At 66.4% G+C, this 17,882-nt stretch carries 12 protein-coding genes; 8 read left to right on the top strand and 4 right to left on the bottom strand.

The genetic code is table 11. From position 1 onward, the window contains the following. Positions 1-378 precede the first annotated feature (378 nt). Positions 379-1,272, bottom strand: coding sequence for an LLM class flavin-dependent oxidoreductase (locus tag G9Q41_RS17345; protein ID WP_092524885.1), 894 nt, complete (start codon positions 1,270-1,272; stop codon positions 379-381). Between the two features lie 210 nt (positions 1,273-1,482). Between G9Q41_RS17345 and G9Q41_RS17340 the strand changes: the two genes are divergently transcribed. Beyond that, a complete protein-coding gene (locus G9Q41_RS17340; protein WP_092524883.1) occupies positions 1,483-2,295 on the top strand; it encodes an HAD family hydrolase in 813 nt (270 codons plus the stop codon). Positions 2,296-2,578: 283 nt separating this feature from the next. Here G9Q41_RS17340 and G9Q41_RS17335 read toward each other — a convergent pair whose 3' ends face one another. After that, complete coding sequence (locus G9Q41_RS17335) at positions 2,579-3,688, bottom strand: N-acetylmuramoyl-L-alanine amidase (protein ID WP_165632986.1); 1,110 nt, start codon at positions 3,686-3,688, stop codon at positions 2,579-2,581. 259 nt (positions 3,689-3,947) lie between these two features. On the opposite strand from G9Q41_RS17335, the gene glf reads away from it, so the two are divergent. The 4 genes from glf to G9Q41_RS17315 all read left to right on the top strand — a co-directional run bounded on the left by glf (position 3,948) and on the right by G9Q41_RS17315 (position 9,323). Next, positions 3,948-5,135, top strand: a complete 1,188-nt coding sequence (gene glf, locus G9Q41_RS17330; RefSeq protein WP_092524879.1) for a UDP-galactopyranose mutase — start codon at positions 3,948-3,950, stop codon at positions 5,133-5,135. Position 5,136: 1 nt separating this feature from the next. Then, a complete protein-coding gene (locus G9Q41_RS17325; RefSeq protein WP_347567553.1) occupies positions 5,137-7,251 on the top strand; it encodes a glycosyltransferase in 2,115 nt (704 codons plus the stop codon). A gap of 250 nt (positions 7,252-7,501) precedes the next feature. Further along, entirely contained in the window at positions 7,502-8,086 is a 585-nt protein-coding gene (locus G9Q41_RS17320) for a phosphatase PAP2 family protein (RefSeq protein ID WP_092527728.1), read from the top strand. After that, entirely contained in the window at positions 8,079-9,323 is a 1,245-nt protein-coding gene (locus G9Q41_RS17315; protein WP_092524877.1) for a decaprenyl-phosphate phosphoribosyltransferase, read from the top strand. The genes G9Q41_RS17320 and G9Q41_RS17315 overlap by 8 nt, the downstream gene beginning before the upstream one ends. Before the next feature lie 518 nt (positions 9,324-9,841). On the opposite strand, the gene G9Q41_RS17310 is transcribed toward G9Q41_RS17315, so the two are convergent. After that, entirely contained in the window at positions 9,842-10,363 is a 522-nt protein-coding gene (locus G9Q41_RS17310; RefSeq protein WP_092524875.1) for a YbaK/EbsC family protein, read from the bottom strand. Positions 10,364-10,431: 68 nt separating this feature from the next. On the opposite strand from G9Q41_RS17310, the gene G9Q41_RS17305 reads away from it, so the two are divergent. Further along, complete coding sequence (locus tag G9Q41_RS17305) at positions 10,432-10,971, top strand: nitroreductase family protein (protein ID WP_165632985.1); 540 nt, start codon at positions 10,432-10,434, stop codon at positions 10,969-10,971. A gap of 1,296 nt (positions 10,972-12,267) precedes the next feature. Here G9Q41_RS17305 and G9Q41_RS17300 read toward each other — a convergent pair. Beyond that, positions 12,268-15,405: an ALF repeat-containing protein gene (locus G9Q41_RS17300; protein WP_165632984.1), complete on the bottom strand. Its 3,138-nt coding sequence runs from the start codon at positions 15,403-15,405 to the stop codon at positions 12,268-12,270. Between the two features lie 275 nt (positions 15,406-15,680). Between G9Q41_RS17300 and G9Q41_RS17295 the strand changes: the two genes are divergently transcribed. Both G9Q41_RS17295 and G9Q41_RS17290 read left to right on the top strand, forming a co-directional pair. Further along, the gene (locus tag G9Q41_RS17295; RefSeq protein ID WP_165632983.1) at positions 15,681-16,256 is read left to right on the top strand and encodes a hypothetical protein; all 576 of its coding nucleotides are present in this window, start codon (positions 15,681-15,683) and stop codon (positions 16,254-16,256) included. Between the two features lie 80 nt (positions 16,257-16,336). Beyond that, positions 16,337-17,882, top strand: a 1,546-nt coding sequence (locus G9Q41_RS17290) for a trypsin-like serine protease (protein WP_165638173.1), incomplete at its 3' end; no start/stop codon positions are given.

The following is a 17,882-nucleotide window of genomic DNA, read 5'->3' as shown; positions in this document are numbered from 1 at the left end:
TCCCCGAGCGGTGGTGCGTCCCGGCAGCGCTCTGAGCTCAGTCAATCGGCACTGCCGGGGAGTCTCAGTCACGGGTCTCGCGAGGACGGCCGGAGACGTTGTGTAGGTGGCTACCCGACGTCGGGGCACCCGCAGCGAGACCCCGACTGAGGTTCGGCCACGCAACCACCTACGACAAGCCAGTCCCCGAAAAACCTCCACCCCAACGCGAGCGCTTCGAGCCCACGCAGGACGAGAAGCTCCGGTGCGTGAGTCGGAGGCATTGCACGGCCGGGCCGCTCGCCGCGCAGGTCGCTACTCGAGAGCGGCCCAACACAGCAAGGCGCCGACTCACGTGCCGGCTAACCGGCCGGCTACGCAGGTCTTCGCTACAAGTTCTCAATGTTCCTTGAGACCGGGCAACACCTCACTGGAAACTTCCTCGAGGATCGACTCCCTGCCCTCGAACGGCTCCTCGGTGCGCGGCCAGTGCACGATCACGTCCGTGAACCCGAGTTCGGAAGCCCTGCCCAGCACGTCCCTGAAGTGCTCGACGCTGGACAGCGAGTAGGACGGCCCGGCGTCGGCGTTGAGGTAGCGCGGCACCCTGCCCGGAACGCGCCCCTGCTGCTGGAGCGCCTCGTCGAAGCGCTCGGTGTTGTCCCGCAGGCGGCGCCACCACGTCGTGCTGTCGGTCACCTCGGTGCCGGGCGGGCGTCCCGTGGTCACCCAGCCGTTCCCGAACCGCGCGGCCAACCGCATGGCCCGCGCTCCCTCGGCGGCCACCACGAACGGCACCCGCGGCGTCTGCACGCATCCCGGGGCGCGGCGCGCCTCCACGGCCGAGTAGTACTCACCGTCGAAGCTGGCGTTGTCCGAGGTCAGAATGGTGTTCAGCAGTTCGAGGAACTCGGTGAAGCGATTGCCGCGCTCCTCGGCGGACAGCGCCCGTCCACCGAACACCTGCGTGTCGAAACCGTGTCCCCCCGAGCCGACTCCGAGCAGGAAACGTCCGTCGCTGACGTCGTCCAGCGCCGTGAGCTCCCGCGCGAAGTGCACGGGATGCCGGAAGTTGGGCGAGGCCACCAGGGTTCCGAGCTTTATCCGCGAGGTCACGGTCGCGGCGGCCGTGAGAGTGGGGACCGCGTCGAACCAGGGTTTGTCCACCAACGAGCCCCAGCCCACGTGGTCGTAGGTCCAAGCGTGGTCGAATCCGTACTCCTCAGCCATCCGCCACAGCGGTTCCGCGGCCCACCAACGATGTTCGGGCAGAATCACTATCCCAACGCGCACACTCGTGACCGTATACGCTCACCCGGATTCGCTACGAGAGGTCGGTGCGGCGTAGGCACAGGTACATGCGGCAGTGTTATGAAATTCTCCGGCTCACCCGCCGCGGGGACGCCGCCTTCCGGGGTGCGACGACGCACTGTCGGTGCCGCAGAGCTCAGGGGTGACCACGATCGCGTTACGAAATCCGCGTTTCGCGGGCATCATGGGGACGTGCGCCAACCGTGCCTCGTCGCCTCGGACATCGACGGAACTCTGCTGGACCCGGCCGAGAGGGTCACTGCCCGTACCGCCCGCAGCGCGCGCAGCGTCGACGCCTCCGGGACCCCGCTGGTGCTGGTGACCGGGCGTCCACCGCGCTGGGTGCCGCGAATCGTGGACTCGCTGGGGGTGGCGGGCACCGTGGTGTGCGCCAACGGGGCGGTGATCTACGACGCCGCCGCCGACACCGTGCTGCACTCCAGCGACGTCGACCCGGTGACGCTGCGGGACGTGACCAAGTCGCTGCGCGAAGCGCTGCCGGGCTGCTCCTTCGGAGTGGAGCGCGCGACCGGAGGTGCCCGGGACCGCGTCGACGAGCAGTTCCTCGCCGAGTCCGACTTCCACCGCTGCTGGCCGAACCCGGACCTGCAGGTCGTGCCCGTCGATGAGCTCGTGGGCGCGCCCGCGGGCAAGCTGCTCGTGCTGCACGAGCGCATGACCAGCGCTCAGATGGCCGTGGTGGCGGAGGAGCTGGTCGGCAGCAGGCTGCAGGTCACCTACTCGACCGGCTCCGGGCTGCTGGAACTGTCCGCGCCCGGGGTGAACAAGGCCACCGGGCTGGCCCGCGTCGCGGACGACCTGGGGATCGCCACCTCCGACGTCCTGGCCTTCGGGGACATGCCCAACGACATCCCCATGCTGGAGTGGGCGGGCCACGGCGTGGCCATGGGCAACGCCCACCCCGACGTCCGCCAGGCCGCCGACGAGGTGACGGCGAGCAACGAGGTCGACGGGGTGGCAGCAGTGTTGGACCGCTGGTGGTGAGGTGGGAGTCGGCGGAGCTTTGCGTAGCTGGCCGGTTAGCCGGCACGTGAGTCGGCGCCTTGCTGTGTTGGGCCGCTCTCGAGTAGCGACCTACGCGGCGAGCGGCCCGGCCGTGCAATGCATCCGACTCACGCACCGGAGCTTCTCCTCCTGCTCAGGCTCGTAAGTACTTATCTTGGGCGGCTCGCTCTGCTTGGCGGTGCCGACTGCTCAGGCTCGTAAGCGCCTGCGTTGGGGTGGGGCTTTTTCGGGGACTGGCTTGGCGTGGGTGGCGCGGCGAAGCTCAGCCGGCGGCGTGGCGGCGGATGTCGTCCAGCCGTGCGTACAGGTTCCGGCCGGGGCAGGCGGTGTCGCTGACGTCCCGGTGGGAGAAGACCCTGGGCAGGGTCACCGAGGTCCCTTGCGGGTACTTGTTGTCCTTGCCGCCGCCGGACACCAGCGTCGTCCGCCCGAGCGGGTCCCGCCCCACCGTTCCCAGCTTCCAGCCCGCGATGTTGCCGGCCGCGGCCAGCGCGCGTTCGGACGGCCGGGCGGTCTGGAAGTTGCCCAGCAGCGCCACCCCGAAGGTCTGCGCGTTGAACCCCTTGGTGTGACCACCGACCACGTGCCCGTCCAGGCCGCCGGTACGCCCCTCGAACACCGTTCCGCACTTGTCGATCAGCACCTGGTACCCGATGTCTCCCCAGCCCAGCTCAACGGCGTGGTAGTGGTACAGCCCCCGCACGACCCGGGCCGACTCGGCGCAGGTGTAGTCGTTCGTCTCCACCGTGTGGTGGATGATGGCTGCCCGCGTGGTCGCCGCGTGCTGCGGCGGCCAGCGCATGAGGTTCTCGTCGGCACCCCACTGGGCGCGGGTGACCACGGGTGGGCGCGCACCCCGCCCGTCCCGGGCGTCCGGTCCGCCGGGCGTCGGCTTGGTGGCAGGCCTGATCGCGATCAGCCGCAGCCGTTCGGTCACGTCCGCGCCGCCGCGCCGGGCGCGTACCTGCACCGCCGAGGTGGATCCGACCCAGCGGACTCGACTGGCCCCGTCCGGAGCGCCGCGCCCCTGGTCACCCCGGTCACGTCCCTCGGGGGCGTGGGCGGGGGAGAGCGGTTCGAGGGCGTGCCACTCGCCCCATCTCGACCCAGCCGCCCGCTCGCGCACGCGCAGCCGGTCCGGGGCGGGGCCGTCCCAGGTGAGCCCCAGCATGCTGAACGGGCGGTCGGTCCGCACCGTGCGGGCGCCCCGCTGCCCCCGTGCGGTGGGGGCGGTGGACAGTTCCACCCGCTCGGCCGTGGTCCGTGTCGTCGGTCCGGGGGCGGCCCGCGCCGTTTCCCGATCCGTCACCCCGCCGGCCAGCAGCACGGCCGTGGCCAGCGCGACGGTCCCGGCGGTGAGCTCGCGGAACATGCGGCACCTCGCTGGAGCGGATAGTCCGTGATTCGTTCACTTCCTGCCGGGTGAGTATGCGGCGAAATCACGGTGAACGCCGGATGGTCCGCTCCGGAAACGCAGAAGTACCGGAGGCCCCGGGAGGGCGTCGTGATCCCATTGTTATCCGGAATCGGCCTGCGCAGGGCCGCCGGGCAAGATCGGTAGTGGTCGTTTCACTCGGGTGTGTGACAACGCAGTTTCGGGGCCTCGTACGGCTGACGCTACCCTCGCGGCTGTGAGCTTCGGAGGCTATGACCTGATTATCGTAGGTTCGGGATTTTTCGGACTTACCATCGCTGAACGCGCCGCCAGCCAGTTGGACAAGCGAGTGCTGGTGCTGGATCGAAGGCACCACATCGGGGGTAACGCCTACTCCGAGGCAGAGCCGGAAACGGGCATCGAGGTGCACCGCTACGGTGCGCACCTGTTCCACACCTCGAACAAGCGGGTGTGGGACTACGTGAACCTCTTCACCGATTTCACGGACTACCAGCACCGCGTGTTCACCCGCTACCAGGGCCAGATCTACTCGTTCCCGATGAATCTCGGGCTGATCTGCCAATTCTTCGGACGCGCCTTCTCCCCGGACGAGGCGAAGGCGCTGGTGGCCGAGCAGGCAGCCGAGATCGACACCGCCGAGGCCAGGAACCTCGAGGAAAAGGCGATCTCGCTGATCGGCAGGCCGCTGTACGAGGCGTTCGTGCGCGGCTACACGGCCAAGCAGTGGCAGACCGATCCGAAGGAACTGCCCGCGAGCAACATCACCCGGCTGCCGGTGCGGTACAACTTCAACAACCGCTACTTCAGCGACACCTACGAGGGCCTGCCGGTGGACGGGTACACGGCCTGGCTGCGTCGGATGGCCGACCACCCCAACATCGAGGTGCGGCTCAACACCGACTACTTCGACGTCCGGGACCAGCTTCCCGAGGTGCCGATCGTCTACACCGGGCCGCTGGACGGGTACTTCGACTACTCCGCCGGTGAGCTCGGCTGGCGGACCCTCGACTTCGAGACCGAAGTGGTGCACACCGGCGACTTCCAGGGAACCCCGGTGCTGAACTACGCGGACGAGGAGATCCCGTACACGCGGATCCACGAGTTCCGGCACTTCCACCCGGAGCGGGACTACTATCCGAAGGACAAGACCGTGATCGTTCGGGAGTACTCGCGGTTCGCCGAGAGCGGTGACGAGCCCTACTACCCGATCAACACATCCGCCGACCGGTCGAAGCTGGAGACCTACCGCGAACTCGCCAAGAAGGAGGCGAAGGAGCGCAAGGTGCTCTTCGGCGGGAGGCTGGGTACGTACAAGTACCTGGACATGCACATGGCGATCGGCTCGGCGCTGAGCATGTTCGACAACAAGGTTTCCCCCTACTTCACCGAGGGCCGCTCGTTGGACGGCTCGATGGAGGACTGACGTGACTGACCGGACTTCCCCAGCCGAATCGGAACCGACAGGGTCGGAACCATCGGAACCGAGCGCCCCGGAGGCGGGAGCACCGGAGGCGGAAGCGAACCCCGCTCCCGCCGGTGCGGAGGCCGCGGGTGTCGCAGCCGGGGACCTGACCGAACAACAGGCGGACGAGGGCGGCACCACCCCCGCCTCGCCGGAGGCGGGGGAGAGCAAGCTCAGCGACTCGGCCACGGTGCGGACCGGGCACCGGCGGGTCGCCGCGGGACAGGTCCTGCAGCGGGTGCTGCTCCCCCGGGCGGAGGACCCGCTCGACGCGCGTCCGCTCTACCTGGACGAGCCGGACAACCTCGCCCAGCGCGCCACCGTGCTGTCCAGGCGTTCGGTGCGGGTTCCCGGTAACTCGCGGCTCTCGTTCGCCTCGTACTTCAACGCCTTCCCCGCCAGCTACTGGAAGCGCTGGACCAAGATCGACGAGGTGGTCCTGCGGCTGAAGGTCCGCGGCACCGGGCGGCTGGACGTGTACCGGTCCAAGCCGAACGGCGACGTCGTCCACCTGGAGGGCGCCCAGGTCGCCAGCTCGAAGTCGTGGCGGTGGCTGGAGTTCCGGGTCTCGCTCAAGCCGTTCGAGGACGGCGGCTGGATCTGGTTCGACCTGTTCACCAACGACAGCGAGCTCGACCTCGACGAGGCGTCCTGGACGACCGACCTCAGGCTGCCCAAGCAGCGCGTCGTGGTGGGCACCACCACCATGCGCCCGGCCGACTGCGTGCAGACCCTGCAGACCCTCGGCGAGGACTCCCAGGTGCTCGAACTCGTCGAGCGCGTGGTCGTGGCCGACCAGGGCGGGCAGAAGATCCGGGAAACCGACGGCTTCGACGAGGCCGCCAGGAGGATCGGCGACAAGCTGCACGTCATCGAGCAGCCGAACCTCGGCGGCTCCGGTGGCTTCACCCGCGTGATGTACGAGGGGGTGTACAACTCCGACGCCGAGCAGGTGATGCTGTTCGACGACGACATCGCGCTGGAGCCGGACGGGGTGCTGCGGGCCAACGCCTTCGCCAGGGCCTCCGTCCAGCCGGTGATCGTGGGTGGGCACATGCTCAACCTGCAGGCCCGCTCGCGGCTGCACACCATGGGCGAGGTCGTCGACCTGGGAGCTGCGATGTGGCGTGCCGCCCCCGGCGCGGCCACCGACCACGACTTCTCCCAGTACCCGCTGCGCGAGAGCAGCAAGCTGCACAAGCTCATCCACTCCACCTACAACGGGTGGTGGATGTGCCTGTTCCCCCGCGAGGTCATCGAGAACACGGGGCTGCCGCTGCCGCTCTTCCTCAAGTGGGACGACGCCGAGTACCACGTCCGCGCGGGTGAGCGGGGCTATCCCACGGTGTCGCTGCCCGGTGCGGCCGTCTGGCACATGCCCTGGAGCGACAAGAACGACGCCACCGACTGGACGGCCTACTTCCACACCCGCAACAGGCTGATCCTGGCGGCGTTGCACAGTCCCGACGACGTCAAGAAGAACCTGCTCAAGCAGAGCTTCAAGCTCACCCTGCGGCACCTGTTCTCGATGGAGTACTCGACCGTGGCGGTGCAGCTCAAGGCGGTCGAGGACTTCATGGCCGGGCCGGACGGGCTGTTCGAGAGCCTGCGCACGGCGCTGCCGGAGGTGCGGAAGCTGCGTGAGCAGTACGACGACGCGCAGACCTTCTCCTCGGCCGGGGACCTGCCCTCGCCGACCGCCGACCCCGTGCTGGTCGAGCAGCTGCTGAACCCGCCGGTGCGCACGACGCGAATCGCCCTGCGGGCCTCGAAGGCGCTGCTGCACAACCTCAAGCAGCCCGACGCCGAGGCGCGGCGGCGTCCCCAGCTCAACATCCCCTCGGCCAGCGCTCGGTGGTTCCTGCTCGGATCGCTGGACAGCGCCACCGTCTCCACCGCCGACGGCAGCGGCACGGCCTTCCGGCGACGTGACCCGGAGGAGTTCCGTAGGCTCGGTACTCGGGCCATCGCCGACTACCGCAGGCTGGTGAGCGAGTGGTCGCGGTTGCGGGAGGCGTATCGTGCCGCCCTGCCGGAGCTGACCAGCCCCGAGGCGTGGAAGCAGATGTACGAGTGAGCTGAATCCGCGTGCGGCGACCCGTCCGGAATGACTCACGTCACGGGGCGGAGAGCGCGTCGGCCCGGGGCGGGTGGTGCCCGCCCCGGGCCGCGGCGCGAACTCGGCGGGCAACGGGTCCGCGGACCGCCCGTCCGGGTCGCCACATTCGAATACCGCCTACAGCTGAGAGCACGGATCCGAGACCAGAACGCTCGGGTGGACACCGACAGCCCCCGTGCAGCTGCCCGAGAAGAAAGCCGGAGACGAAGTGGACGCAGAGCTGACCACCGCACCCCCCGCCGCCGAGGCGGAGCAGGGTGCGGAGGAACACCCGCGACCGGCGGTTACGGCCGAGACGGTGGCGGTGCGCAGGGTGCAGGGCGTGCTGGCCAAGCGACCAGTGGTTACGGTCGCCGGAGTCATGTCCAAATTCGGTGACCACGCGATTGGGTGGCTCGTGTTGGGAGCAGTGGGGGCGCTGGCCGACCGCGGGCGGCGCGCCGACTGGATCGCCTCCGCGGCCGGGGTGGCCGCGGCACACGGAGCCTCCATCGCGGTCAAACGGGTGGTGCGCCGCAGCAGACCCGGCGACCCGGGGATCAGGGTGCTGGTCGACACTCCGAGCAGACTGAGCTTCCCCTCCTCGCACGCGACTTCCACGACGACGGCCGCCGTGCTGTACGGCAGGGTGCTCGGCCGTCGACTCACGCCCGCGCTGGTGCCGCCGATGATGGTCAGCCGACTGGTGCTCGGGGTCCACTATCCGAGTGACGTGGCAGCGGGTTCGACACTCGGTGGGGCCGTCGCGTGGGGTGTGCGTCGCTACATCGAACGGCGGAGGAACCGTGGCTGACAAGAACGAGACCGGGTTTCAGCTCGACGAAGAGCCCACGACGGGGCAGGGTCCGCAGCAGGACTCGGAAGGAATCGCCGGGGGGCAGGCCTCCGGCGGCACGCGGGTGGCCACCGAGACAGCCACCACGGAGCCGGCGGGAGAGTCCGCCGCCTCCCGCGGAGCGGTGGAGACCGACTCCGAGCTGCCGCGGCAGGTCGAGGAGCAGGTCGAAGCGGACTCCTCGGGGGCCATCGGCTCGGAGGCCGGTGGTGAGGCCGCCGCGCTGGAGGAGGACTCCGGTGCGGGCGGGGCGAGCACCTCCGCCGACAGCACCGACAAGTCCTCGGACGCCTACCACGCCAGGGTGACGGCGGCGGCCGGAACGCCCGCCGGGCTGTTCAACGGCCTGATCAGGGAGCTGCGCCCCAAGCAGTGGGTCAAGAACATCCTCGTGCTCGCCGCCCCGTTCACGGCGGGGTCGCTGCTGGACGTCTCGATCCTGCTGGACGCGGCCATGGCGTTCGTGGTCTTCTCGATGGCCGCCTCCGGGATCTACTTCATCAACGACGCGCTCGACGTCGAGTCGGACCGCGCCCACCCGACCAAGCGCAACCGGCCCATCGCGGCGGGCCTGGTCCCGCTGCCGATCGCCTACGCCGTGTGCGGTCTGCTGCTGGTGGGGTCGCTGGTCATCTCCGGTCTCGTCAGCATCCCGCTGCTCGCCGTCATGGCGGTCTACATCGCGGTGCAGCTGGGCTACTGCTTCGGGCTCAAGCACCAGCCGGTCATCGACCTGTGCATCGTCGCTTCCGGGTTCCTGCTGCGCGCCGTGGCCGGGGGTGCCGCTGCCGGGCTGGTGATCACCCAGTGGTTCTACATCGTCGTGGCGTTCGGTTCGCTGTTCATGGTGGCGGGCAAGCGCTACGCCGAGGTGAAGCTGGCCAACGAGACCGGCGCCAAGATCCGGAAGTCCCTGCGGGCCTACTCGGCCTCGTACCTGCGGTTCGTCTGGGCCATCTCGGCGGCGATCATGATCATGTCGTACAGCCAGTGGGCCTACGAGATCCAGAACCACGACAACTCCCGGTGGGGAGTCATCTCGATCATCCCCTTCGTGATCGGGATCCTGCGCTACGCCGTGGACGTGGACAAGGGCGTGGCCGGGGAACCCGAGGAGGTCGCGCTCAAGGACAAGGTGCTGCTGATCCTGTTCTGCGTGCTCGCGGGCTTCCTGTTCCTGGCCTTCTACCTGTGAGAGCCGGTGCCCGCCGATCCCGGTGCGGTCCCCGACCGCGCCGGGATCGGCGCGGAGGAGGTGTCCGGGGCTTGCCGGGTGGAACAAAAATACCCCCGGCGCGTACCAGAAGCTGGTACTGGCTAACCGGGGGGCTACACACCCAGTGTGGCACTCCGCGGCTGGCGCGGACAGTGCCGAGATTCCAGGAGAGCGGAGTCGTCGAACCCTCTGTCAGGAACTTCCGACCAAGGCCTCCACTCCGACCGCAGGTGCTTTGAGCCTGATCAGTCGGCACCACCGCGAGAGAATGAGTCGCCACGAAACCCCGGACAGGAGCTCCCGACTGAAGGGTACCGTTCAACGCAGGTGCTTCGAGCCTGCGCAGTCGGCACCGCCGCGGGTTCTCAGTCTCGGGTCTCGCGAGGAGGGCCCGACGTTGTGTAGGTGGCTACTCGATGTCGGGCCTCCCCACAGCGAGACCCCGACTGAGGTTCCGCCAAGTGACCCGCCAAGCAAAAAGACCCGCCGAACCTCACTCACTCCTCGGCGACGGGGAGTGAATACCCTCCGGTAATCCGCACCAGCTCGTCGTGCGTGGTGGGGAACAGGGTGCGCGGTGTCCCGCCCGCCGCCCACACGCACGGGTAGTCGGCCAGCGCGCTGTCCACGATCGTGGTCAGCGCCGCGGGGTGGCCGAGCGGGGCCACACCGCCGATCGACTGGCCGGTGGCCTGCCGCACCCGTTCGGGCTTGGCCCGCTCCAGCGGGGGCCACTCGAGGCTCTCGGCGAGCTTGTCCGTGTCGACCCGGTGGCGTCCGCTGGTGAGCACCAGCACTGGGTGTTCGTCGGAAAGGAACACGAGGCTGCTGGCGATGGCCCCGGTCTCGCAGCCGAGGGCCGTCGCGGCATCGGCCGCGGTGCGGGTGGAGCCGGGCATCTCCCTGATCTCGCCGGCCACTTCCGCCGCTCGCAGTGCTCGGGCCACCTGCTTGCTGCGCTCCGGCAGCATCGTCTCCGGCGGTACCGTCGTCTCCGACTGCACGTGGCGAACCTCCATACGGTTTCGGCTGCTGCCGAGCCAACCCGTCGCGACGGGGTGTACGTTAGCGCACCATACTCCAGTTCGTGAGCGAACCGAGCGGGCGTGGTGCCCATTCCGAGGATCCCTTGGAGACGTTGCGCGGGCTGCGGGCCACGCGCTGGTTCACCGACCGGGAGGTCACCGAGCAGCAGCTGCGCCGGGTCCTCGAAGTGGCGCGGTGGACCGGATCGGCCCGCAACAGGCAGCCGTGGCGGCTGCACACGGTGCGGGACCGGCAGCAGCGCGAGCGGTTGAGCCGGTGCGGGAGCTACGCGCTGTACCTGAGCCAGGCGCCCGTGGTGGTGCTGCTGGCGCTGGATCGCAGCGGTCAGGACGCCGAATTCGACGGGGGCCGGATCGCGCAGGCGATCGTGACGGCGGCCGGGTTCGAGGGACTCGGCTCGTGCCCGGCGACGTTCTTCCCGCGGGAGAACGCGGAGCGGGCGAGCGCGCTGGCCGGGTTCACCGAGCCCTGGTCGGTGCGCACCGGCATAGCGCTGGGCTGGCCCGCGCCGCGGCCGCCGGGGCGGTCGGCGATCCCGACCGGGAGGCTACCGCTGGACCGGATCTGGTCGGGGGAGTGAGCCGCGGGGTGGGTGGAGCGGGGCATGGGCGCTCGGGGACCGTCTTCGACTGGATTCGACGCTTCCCGCGGCCTCGCGGGGCCCGGCCCGGTCGCCAGGTGCTTCGTCTTCCCGAGGTCGAGAGCTCTACTCGGAGCGACGGATCCCGAACGGACGTGTAACACCAGTAGAACGTCGTGGGAGGGGCCCGTGAGGGCACGGCTCGACACCGGAAGGCCGAGTGACCATGGCGGATCCTCCGAAAACTCACGACGCGGTCAGCGACGAGGACGATGCCCGCGCGATCAGACGGATATTCACCGAGCTGGAGGAGTCGCGGAGCACGACGCGGAGAAGTTCGACCAGCGATTCACCTCCGACGTGTTTTCACGGCGGTCAACGGGCAGCAATTCCACAGCTAGGAGGAGATCCACCGCTACCACCGCGAACGTCTCACGCACCATGCCGAAGGCATTCGCATCTGGTACGAGATCGACCGCATCACCTTCCCCGATTCGAGCGTCGCCGTGGTCTTCCTTCGCCGGCTCGTGGTTACTCGTGACGAGCAGCGTGCGAGCGTCGGTACGTGGGTCCTGGTCAAGAAGGAGGGATCCTGGTGGTTCTGCGCCATGCACAACACGGGCATCTCGTCCGGCGTGAACCGTGACGGCCTCGTTCCCGGTGTGTGCTCTCAGTGGGAGTTCCCGCGTCATTCATCGGAATCCGGATCCTCCGAGGGACCTGAGAGGTAGTTCAGGTCCTAGCCTTCAGTGTAGGGTGCCGTGTCATGATCGGATTGCTGTGCGCTGACTTCGTCGTCTTTTGAACGATATCGTTGACGAAGCACACTATGCGTATCGCGCAGCACTACACAAAATTTGTGTGGGCTGGGTAGGGGCGCCTCCATGTGTCGTACGTGGAGGCGCCCCTGGTAGGCCATCCAGGGAATAGCGATATGCAACGCCAGCTGTTGCTATTTCTGTTTTTTGCTGTAGATCAGCAAAGCAGACCCTATTCCCAGTATTGCGATGCTTGTCAACTGAAACAAGCTGCTTAGTTGTGGATTTGATTCAAAAGAGATCCACAGAAGCATGAGTACGATAGCAATTAATCCGCATGCTGAAGCCCCTCCCACGAGGAGTATTTTGCTCGATTTTCGCATTTTTTCCTTTGGGGTTACCTTGTTTTTCCGAGGGTCTTGGTGATTATGTTTTCTGGAAACTCCTAGGGTGTACTCAACATGATACGCTTTGATAGCAACATGGTTAGTTGTGTTACTGAATAAACGTAGATGGCTGCAGAAATATAGGGGAGTTGTCAATCGCATCCGACGATTTCTCCTGCGAGGTATGACGCGAAACCGACAGCTGTAGCTCCTGCCCCAATTGCACCCGTAGGTGCGCTCGCCGGAAGGGTGACCACTCCTAGTGCAGAAAGCCCGGATGCCCCCAGGCTCATTCCGCCGACAACGGTAGCCAATTGGCCATATTTATCGTTGGTCTTACAGAAAGATTCCTTTATTCCCAGTTCGGAATGATTTTCTTTTTTGTTGTAATCCTGTTGACATGTTGCTTTTTCCGGGTGTCCTTCGGGGTATTCTGCTATGCAGCTATTAGTCTGGGATCTAACTTCTTGAGTTTGCTCCTCCGTGACTTCCGGTCGATTGTTCCTTTTTTCAGTGTACTCCGCCTGTTTTTGTTTTATCTTTTCTTGGCGGGCCTGTTCGGCCGCTTCTGCGGCGGCTACGGCGTCTTTGCCAGCTTGCAGTGCCGCGTCGCGTGCCTCAGTGGCGGCGGCGTAGGCTTCCGAGGCATAGCTGCGTGCGTCGGCGACGGAGCGTTGTGCTCGTACAGTGTAGATGGCCGCGTCGTGGGCTGATTGCCGTGCCGACTCGGCCACGTTCTGGGCGGTGTCGGCCGAATCCGCCGCCTGCTGGGCCGCTGTTTGTGCGGCCGCGGCCGAGGCCTGGGCCCGGTTGGCGTACTGGGCTGCCTGGTCGGCGGAGTTCGCTGCCTGCTGGGCGTACTTGTCGGCCTCGGCCGCTGCCCCGCGTGCCTTTGCGGCGGCTTGGGCCGCTTCGTAGGCCTGCCGTTGCGCCTCTGCTGCTGCCTGCAGTCCGCGTTCGACGAGTCGGTTCATTTCCGCGTTGTGGACGGCGGCTCTGTGATCACGCTTTTTGGCGACGTACTGGCCAGAGCGTAGGAATGCCCTGGTCCAGGTAGGTGGCCCTTGCAGCGCTGCTTCGGCCGCGGCACGCACGTGAGGGGCACCGCCGTCTTTGAGCTGGGTTACGTTGACCCGATCGTCGGTGGCACGAGCGGTGAACTGTCCCTCCGTGAGGAATTGGTGCACATCCGCCTCGGTGCCGTTCAAGGCTGCCTCGGCTGCTTCTCTGACAGCGGGGCCAGTGGCGCCGTCCTTGATCTGGACCACGCGGACTCGTTCGTCGGTGGCACGTCCCGGGTAGTTCTGATTTGACAAGAACTCATTGATGTCAGTGGGAGTGCCCTGCAGAGCCTGTTCGGCGGCCTGACGAAGCTCGGCGGGTTTTCCGAGTTCGGCGATCCGTGCTACGCGGGAGCGGTTGTCCGAGTTCTGCGCCGCTTCGCGGCCCGACTCGAGCCAGCGACGTATGTCGGCCTCGGTTCCGGACAGCGCGTGTTGGGCGGCCTGTCTGCTCCAGGGGCCTCCGGTGCGCATGATGTTGACTGCGGCCTGTCGCCCCTTACTCAGTACCGTTTCTGGAGAAGCGTCGGGCGCAGTTGCCGCTTCGAGCAGTTTCTGGGTTTCCGCGTCGGTACGAGCCTGTTCGAGGTCGTCCCACTGTGCCATGTCCTGACTCTTCTGACGAGTCTGTTTGGCCTGTTGCGCGGCCTCGATCTGACGCTGTTTTTGCTGGGCGAGCCGTTCGGAATCGGCCTCTCGAGCCAGTTCCACGACCTTGCGGGCCTGTTCAGCTGCCGCCACCGAAGCATTCGCCGCCTCGATCGCGCCATTGGCGTGGCGAGTGGCTTCAGCCGCAGCGTCGTCGGCCTCCCCAGCATGTGCGGCAGCGTCCTCAGCGGCATCGGCCGCGTTGTTGGCGTGCTGAGCAGCTGAATCGGCCGCGGCGGCAGCGTTGTCGGCTGCCTCGCCCGCCCGGTTCGCCAAGGACGTCGCAGCATTAGCCGCCCGGGTGGCACGCTCGGCCTGCGCCCGAGCCTCGGCGCCGGCCTTCCGCGCCTCAGCTGCGGCGTCCTCAGCGACGCCGACCTGCTGTGCCGCGTCACTGGCCGCGGCACCGGCCGACGCCGCATTCTCGGAAGCGCTGGCCGCCGACTGGGCCGCACTCGCGGCTTGGTTGGCCGCATCACCGGCACTGCGGGCGGCATCAGCCGCACGGCCCGCGCCAGCAGCAGCATCACGAGCGGTTTCGGCAGCGTCGCGAGCGGCCTGAGCCTGATTCGCATCCTGTGCGGCAGCTGAAGCAGCCGAGTACGCCCGTGAAGCGGCCTGTCCCGCCAAGCTGGCGGCACTGGCAGCGCGTGAGGAGGCGTTGGCCGCAACCCGTGCCGCACGATCCGCCGCGGCCGCGGCTGTAACGGCGGTCTTGGCGGCTTCGGCGGCCTCGTCAGCCAGCTTGGCCGCTTCCTGCGCTGCGGCACTGGCCCGCTGCGTGTCGCCCTGGGCGGATTCGGTCTCCTGCCTGGCCCGCTGTGCGGCCTCCTTGGCCTTCCGCGCGGCCTTTACGGCACGTTCGCTGGCCTGCTGCGCACTCGTCGTGCGCTTTCGAGCCTCTTCCTCGGCCTGTTCCGCACGCTCGACCAACTCGGTGACCGTGGCCTGTTCCTCATCACGGGCCTGCGCCACTTCCCAATCGTGGTCGAGGAAACGTCGCAGCGCCGCCTCGCTATCAGCGTTCAGGGCTCTTTCGGCCGCCTGCCGCACGTGTGCACCACCGGCATCTTTCGCCTGCACCACCCGCAGTCGAAGGTCAGTGTGATGCGGGGCCTGCCAGCCCGATTCGAGAAAGTTCTCCAAGGCCGCCTTGGTGTCGGCGCTCAGTGCCTCCTCCGCGGCGCTGCGCACACTCGGACCGCCGCCGGCCTTAGCCTGCACCACCCACAGTCGTAGATCGGTGTGGTACGGCGCCTTCCAGCCTGTGTCCAGGAACTCCTGCAACGCGGCGTCGGTGTCTGTTTCGAGTGCTTGATTGGCTGCGTTTCTCGTAGCCGGACCACCGGCATCCATCATCTGCAGCGTGCGGAGCCGCAAGTCCTGATGCTTGGCGGTTTCCCTTCCGTCGGCGAGGAAATCGCGTAACGCCGCATCTCCTTCCGCGAGAGCATCAGCGGCCGCTTCCCGCATCGCAGGGCCACCTTCCTCCCACAGTCGAACGGCTTCAGCACGATCGGTTGCGGTAATTTGATCGGCCTCGGCTACTGCGAACGGAGTATTTCCCAGTAATCCAATCACCGTTGTAGCAACGACACTAGCAGCTATACCTGCGAATCGTCGCTCCCTCTGACTTCCAGGGTGTCTGGTTCTTCCAGGGTGTAACACTCGCTCCTCCTAAGAACACCCAAAGGATTCAACCAAAGAGATTCGCACCTTGATCAAGTGAGGTCAACATACTTTTCGAAAAAAATTTTTGCAACAATTTTATAACGTCGCTAACAAAGAACAAAGAGAGGAAAATCACAAATAGTAAAAATTCCATCTGGCATTGACTGTTCAATTGCTTACGAGTAATGTCCTTGTGGGAATTCTATGGTTGGCAACTGACTAAGATTTATTTTTCGTACCAGGAAAGTGGGCGAGCAATGCGTAAATCCGTGCGATCGGGGCTGCTCGGTCTGACCGGGTTGCTGGTGACCTCGACAGGGGTTGCCACTGCGGTCGCGGCTGGTGATAGCGACAGCACTTCTGAAGTGGCCGCGTCTTCGGTTCCTCCTCCGATCGTGGAGGACTACAGCTATCCCGGCGCCGAGGCGATCGAGGCCGAAACCGGGATCAAATTGATCGAGGGCGATGGGAACATCGTCAAGACCGAGTGCGATGCCGACACGTCGGCGATCCAGGTGGAAAGTATCGAGGTCGCCACTTCGTGCTACGAAGTACTCGGACAAAATGGCTGGCTCAGCATGGAAATTCCGAGAGTCTACGCGATACAGAGTGGCGACCACAACGTAAACGCGTCTCTGACCGTGAACGGGACAACGGAAAACGTGGAACTGGCCCCCGGAGAATACAACCCCGTCGGGGAAGGGCAAGAACCTCCTGATAATGAGCAGGCGACGCTGGTCGAACTGCGTGTTTCCCAATGATTAAGAAATCGACGAAGAAAACGGAAAAAGGATCGGAATTGTTCAGATCGAGACGTGTCGCGGGGATAGTCGCGTCCACCGTGGCCGCCACCGCGCTGGCCGGGTTGCCCGCGCAGGCGGTCAGTGGTGGTCAGCAGGTGCCGGACGGCAGCTATGGTTTCCTGGCCAAGGTCGATGTCGGTGATCAGCGGTCCTGCTCGGGTGCCCTAATCGCCCAGCGGTGGATCGTCACCGCGGCCTCCTGCTTCGCCGCGGACCCGGCCGAGCCCACCACCGTGCCCGCCGGAGAACCCGCCACACCAACCACCGCCACCATCGGGCGCAGCGATCTGACCGGACAGACCGGGCAGGTCGCCGAGGTGATCGACCTCGTGCCCCGCACCGACCGCAACCTGGTGCTGGCCCAGCTGGACACGGCCGTGTCCGGCATCACCCCCGTGCCGGTGAGCGCCACAGCCGCGGCCCAGGGGGACACGGTCCGCTCGGCCGGCTACGGCCGCACCGCCACCGACTGGACCCCCACCACCGCCCACACCGGCACCTTCTCCGTGGAGTCCGTGTCGGCTGGGTCGGCGAGTGTGCTCGGCAGCACCGAGCAGTCCAGCATCTGCAAAGGCGACGCGGGCGGGCCCGTGCTGCGGCAGGTCAACGACACCGTGGAACTGGTCGGCATCAACAGCAACTCCTGGCAACACGGCTGCTTCGGCGAGGACACCACCAAACGTGGCGCCACCATCGCCCGCACCGACAACATCACCGGCTGGATCAACTCCGGCATGCTCGCCCCCACCGCCACACCCGCCAGCAAACACGCCATCAACCTGAGCTGGCAGCCTTCGGGCGCCGAGAACTACCGAGTCTACGCGGCCACCACCGCCGAGGTTCCCCTGACGGAGTCGACTCTGCTGGATACCACGAGCGCCCTTACCTATAGTCATGAAGCTCTGCGGGCCTCGCAAACCTGGCACTACCGTGTGGTTCCTGTCATGGCTTCAGGAGAGCAACGAACAGCCACCCACAGTGTCACGGCTACAACCACCCCTGACAGCGGAACCGACTTCAACGGTGACGGTTACGAAGACATCGCCACTTTCAGCGAGGGCGCTTTTTCCGTAACGGACTCCGACGGAACCTCCTTCTCTTCGAAGGACAGCTGGAACACCTCCTTGATTGAAAGGAATGACAGCCAGCTGGAAGGGGATTTCAACGGAGACGGCAGAGCCGATATCGCCCTGTTCAAGCAAGGTGATTCGGGCGGTGTCTATGTCGCCTTGGCCAACGAATCTGGGTTCGGCACATTCCAGTTGTGGCACGGCGACTTCGCGTCGCAAGGTGAGCGTCCCGCCGTCGGTGACTTCAACGGTGACGGCAAGGACGACATCGTCACGTTCGTTGGTAATGACTCCAACAACGCCGGTGATGTGTACGTTTCCCTGTCCACCGGCAGCAAGTTCACCGAAGACAACCAGAAGTGGCACGACTACTTCGGCCTGGACGACGAGCGTCCCGCCGTCGGTGACTTCAACGGTGACGGCAAGGACGACATCGTCACGTTCGTTGGTAATGACTCCAACAACGCCGGTGATGTGTACGTTTCCCTGTCCACCGGCAGCAAGTTCACCGAAG

This window comes from Actinopolyspora sp. BKK2 (assembly GCF_011291845.1).
GTDB lineage: Bacteria > Actinomycetota > Actinomycetes > Mycobacteriales > Pseudonocardiaceae > Actinopolyspora > Actinopolyspora saharensis.
Note: the sequence above shows the minus strand (reverse complement) of the source record. Positions and strands in the feature narration are given on the sequence as shown.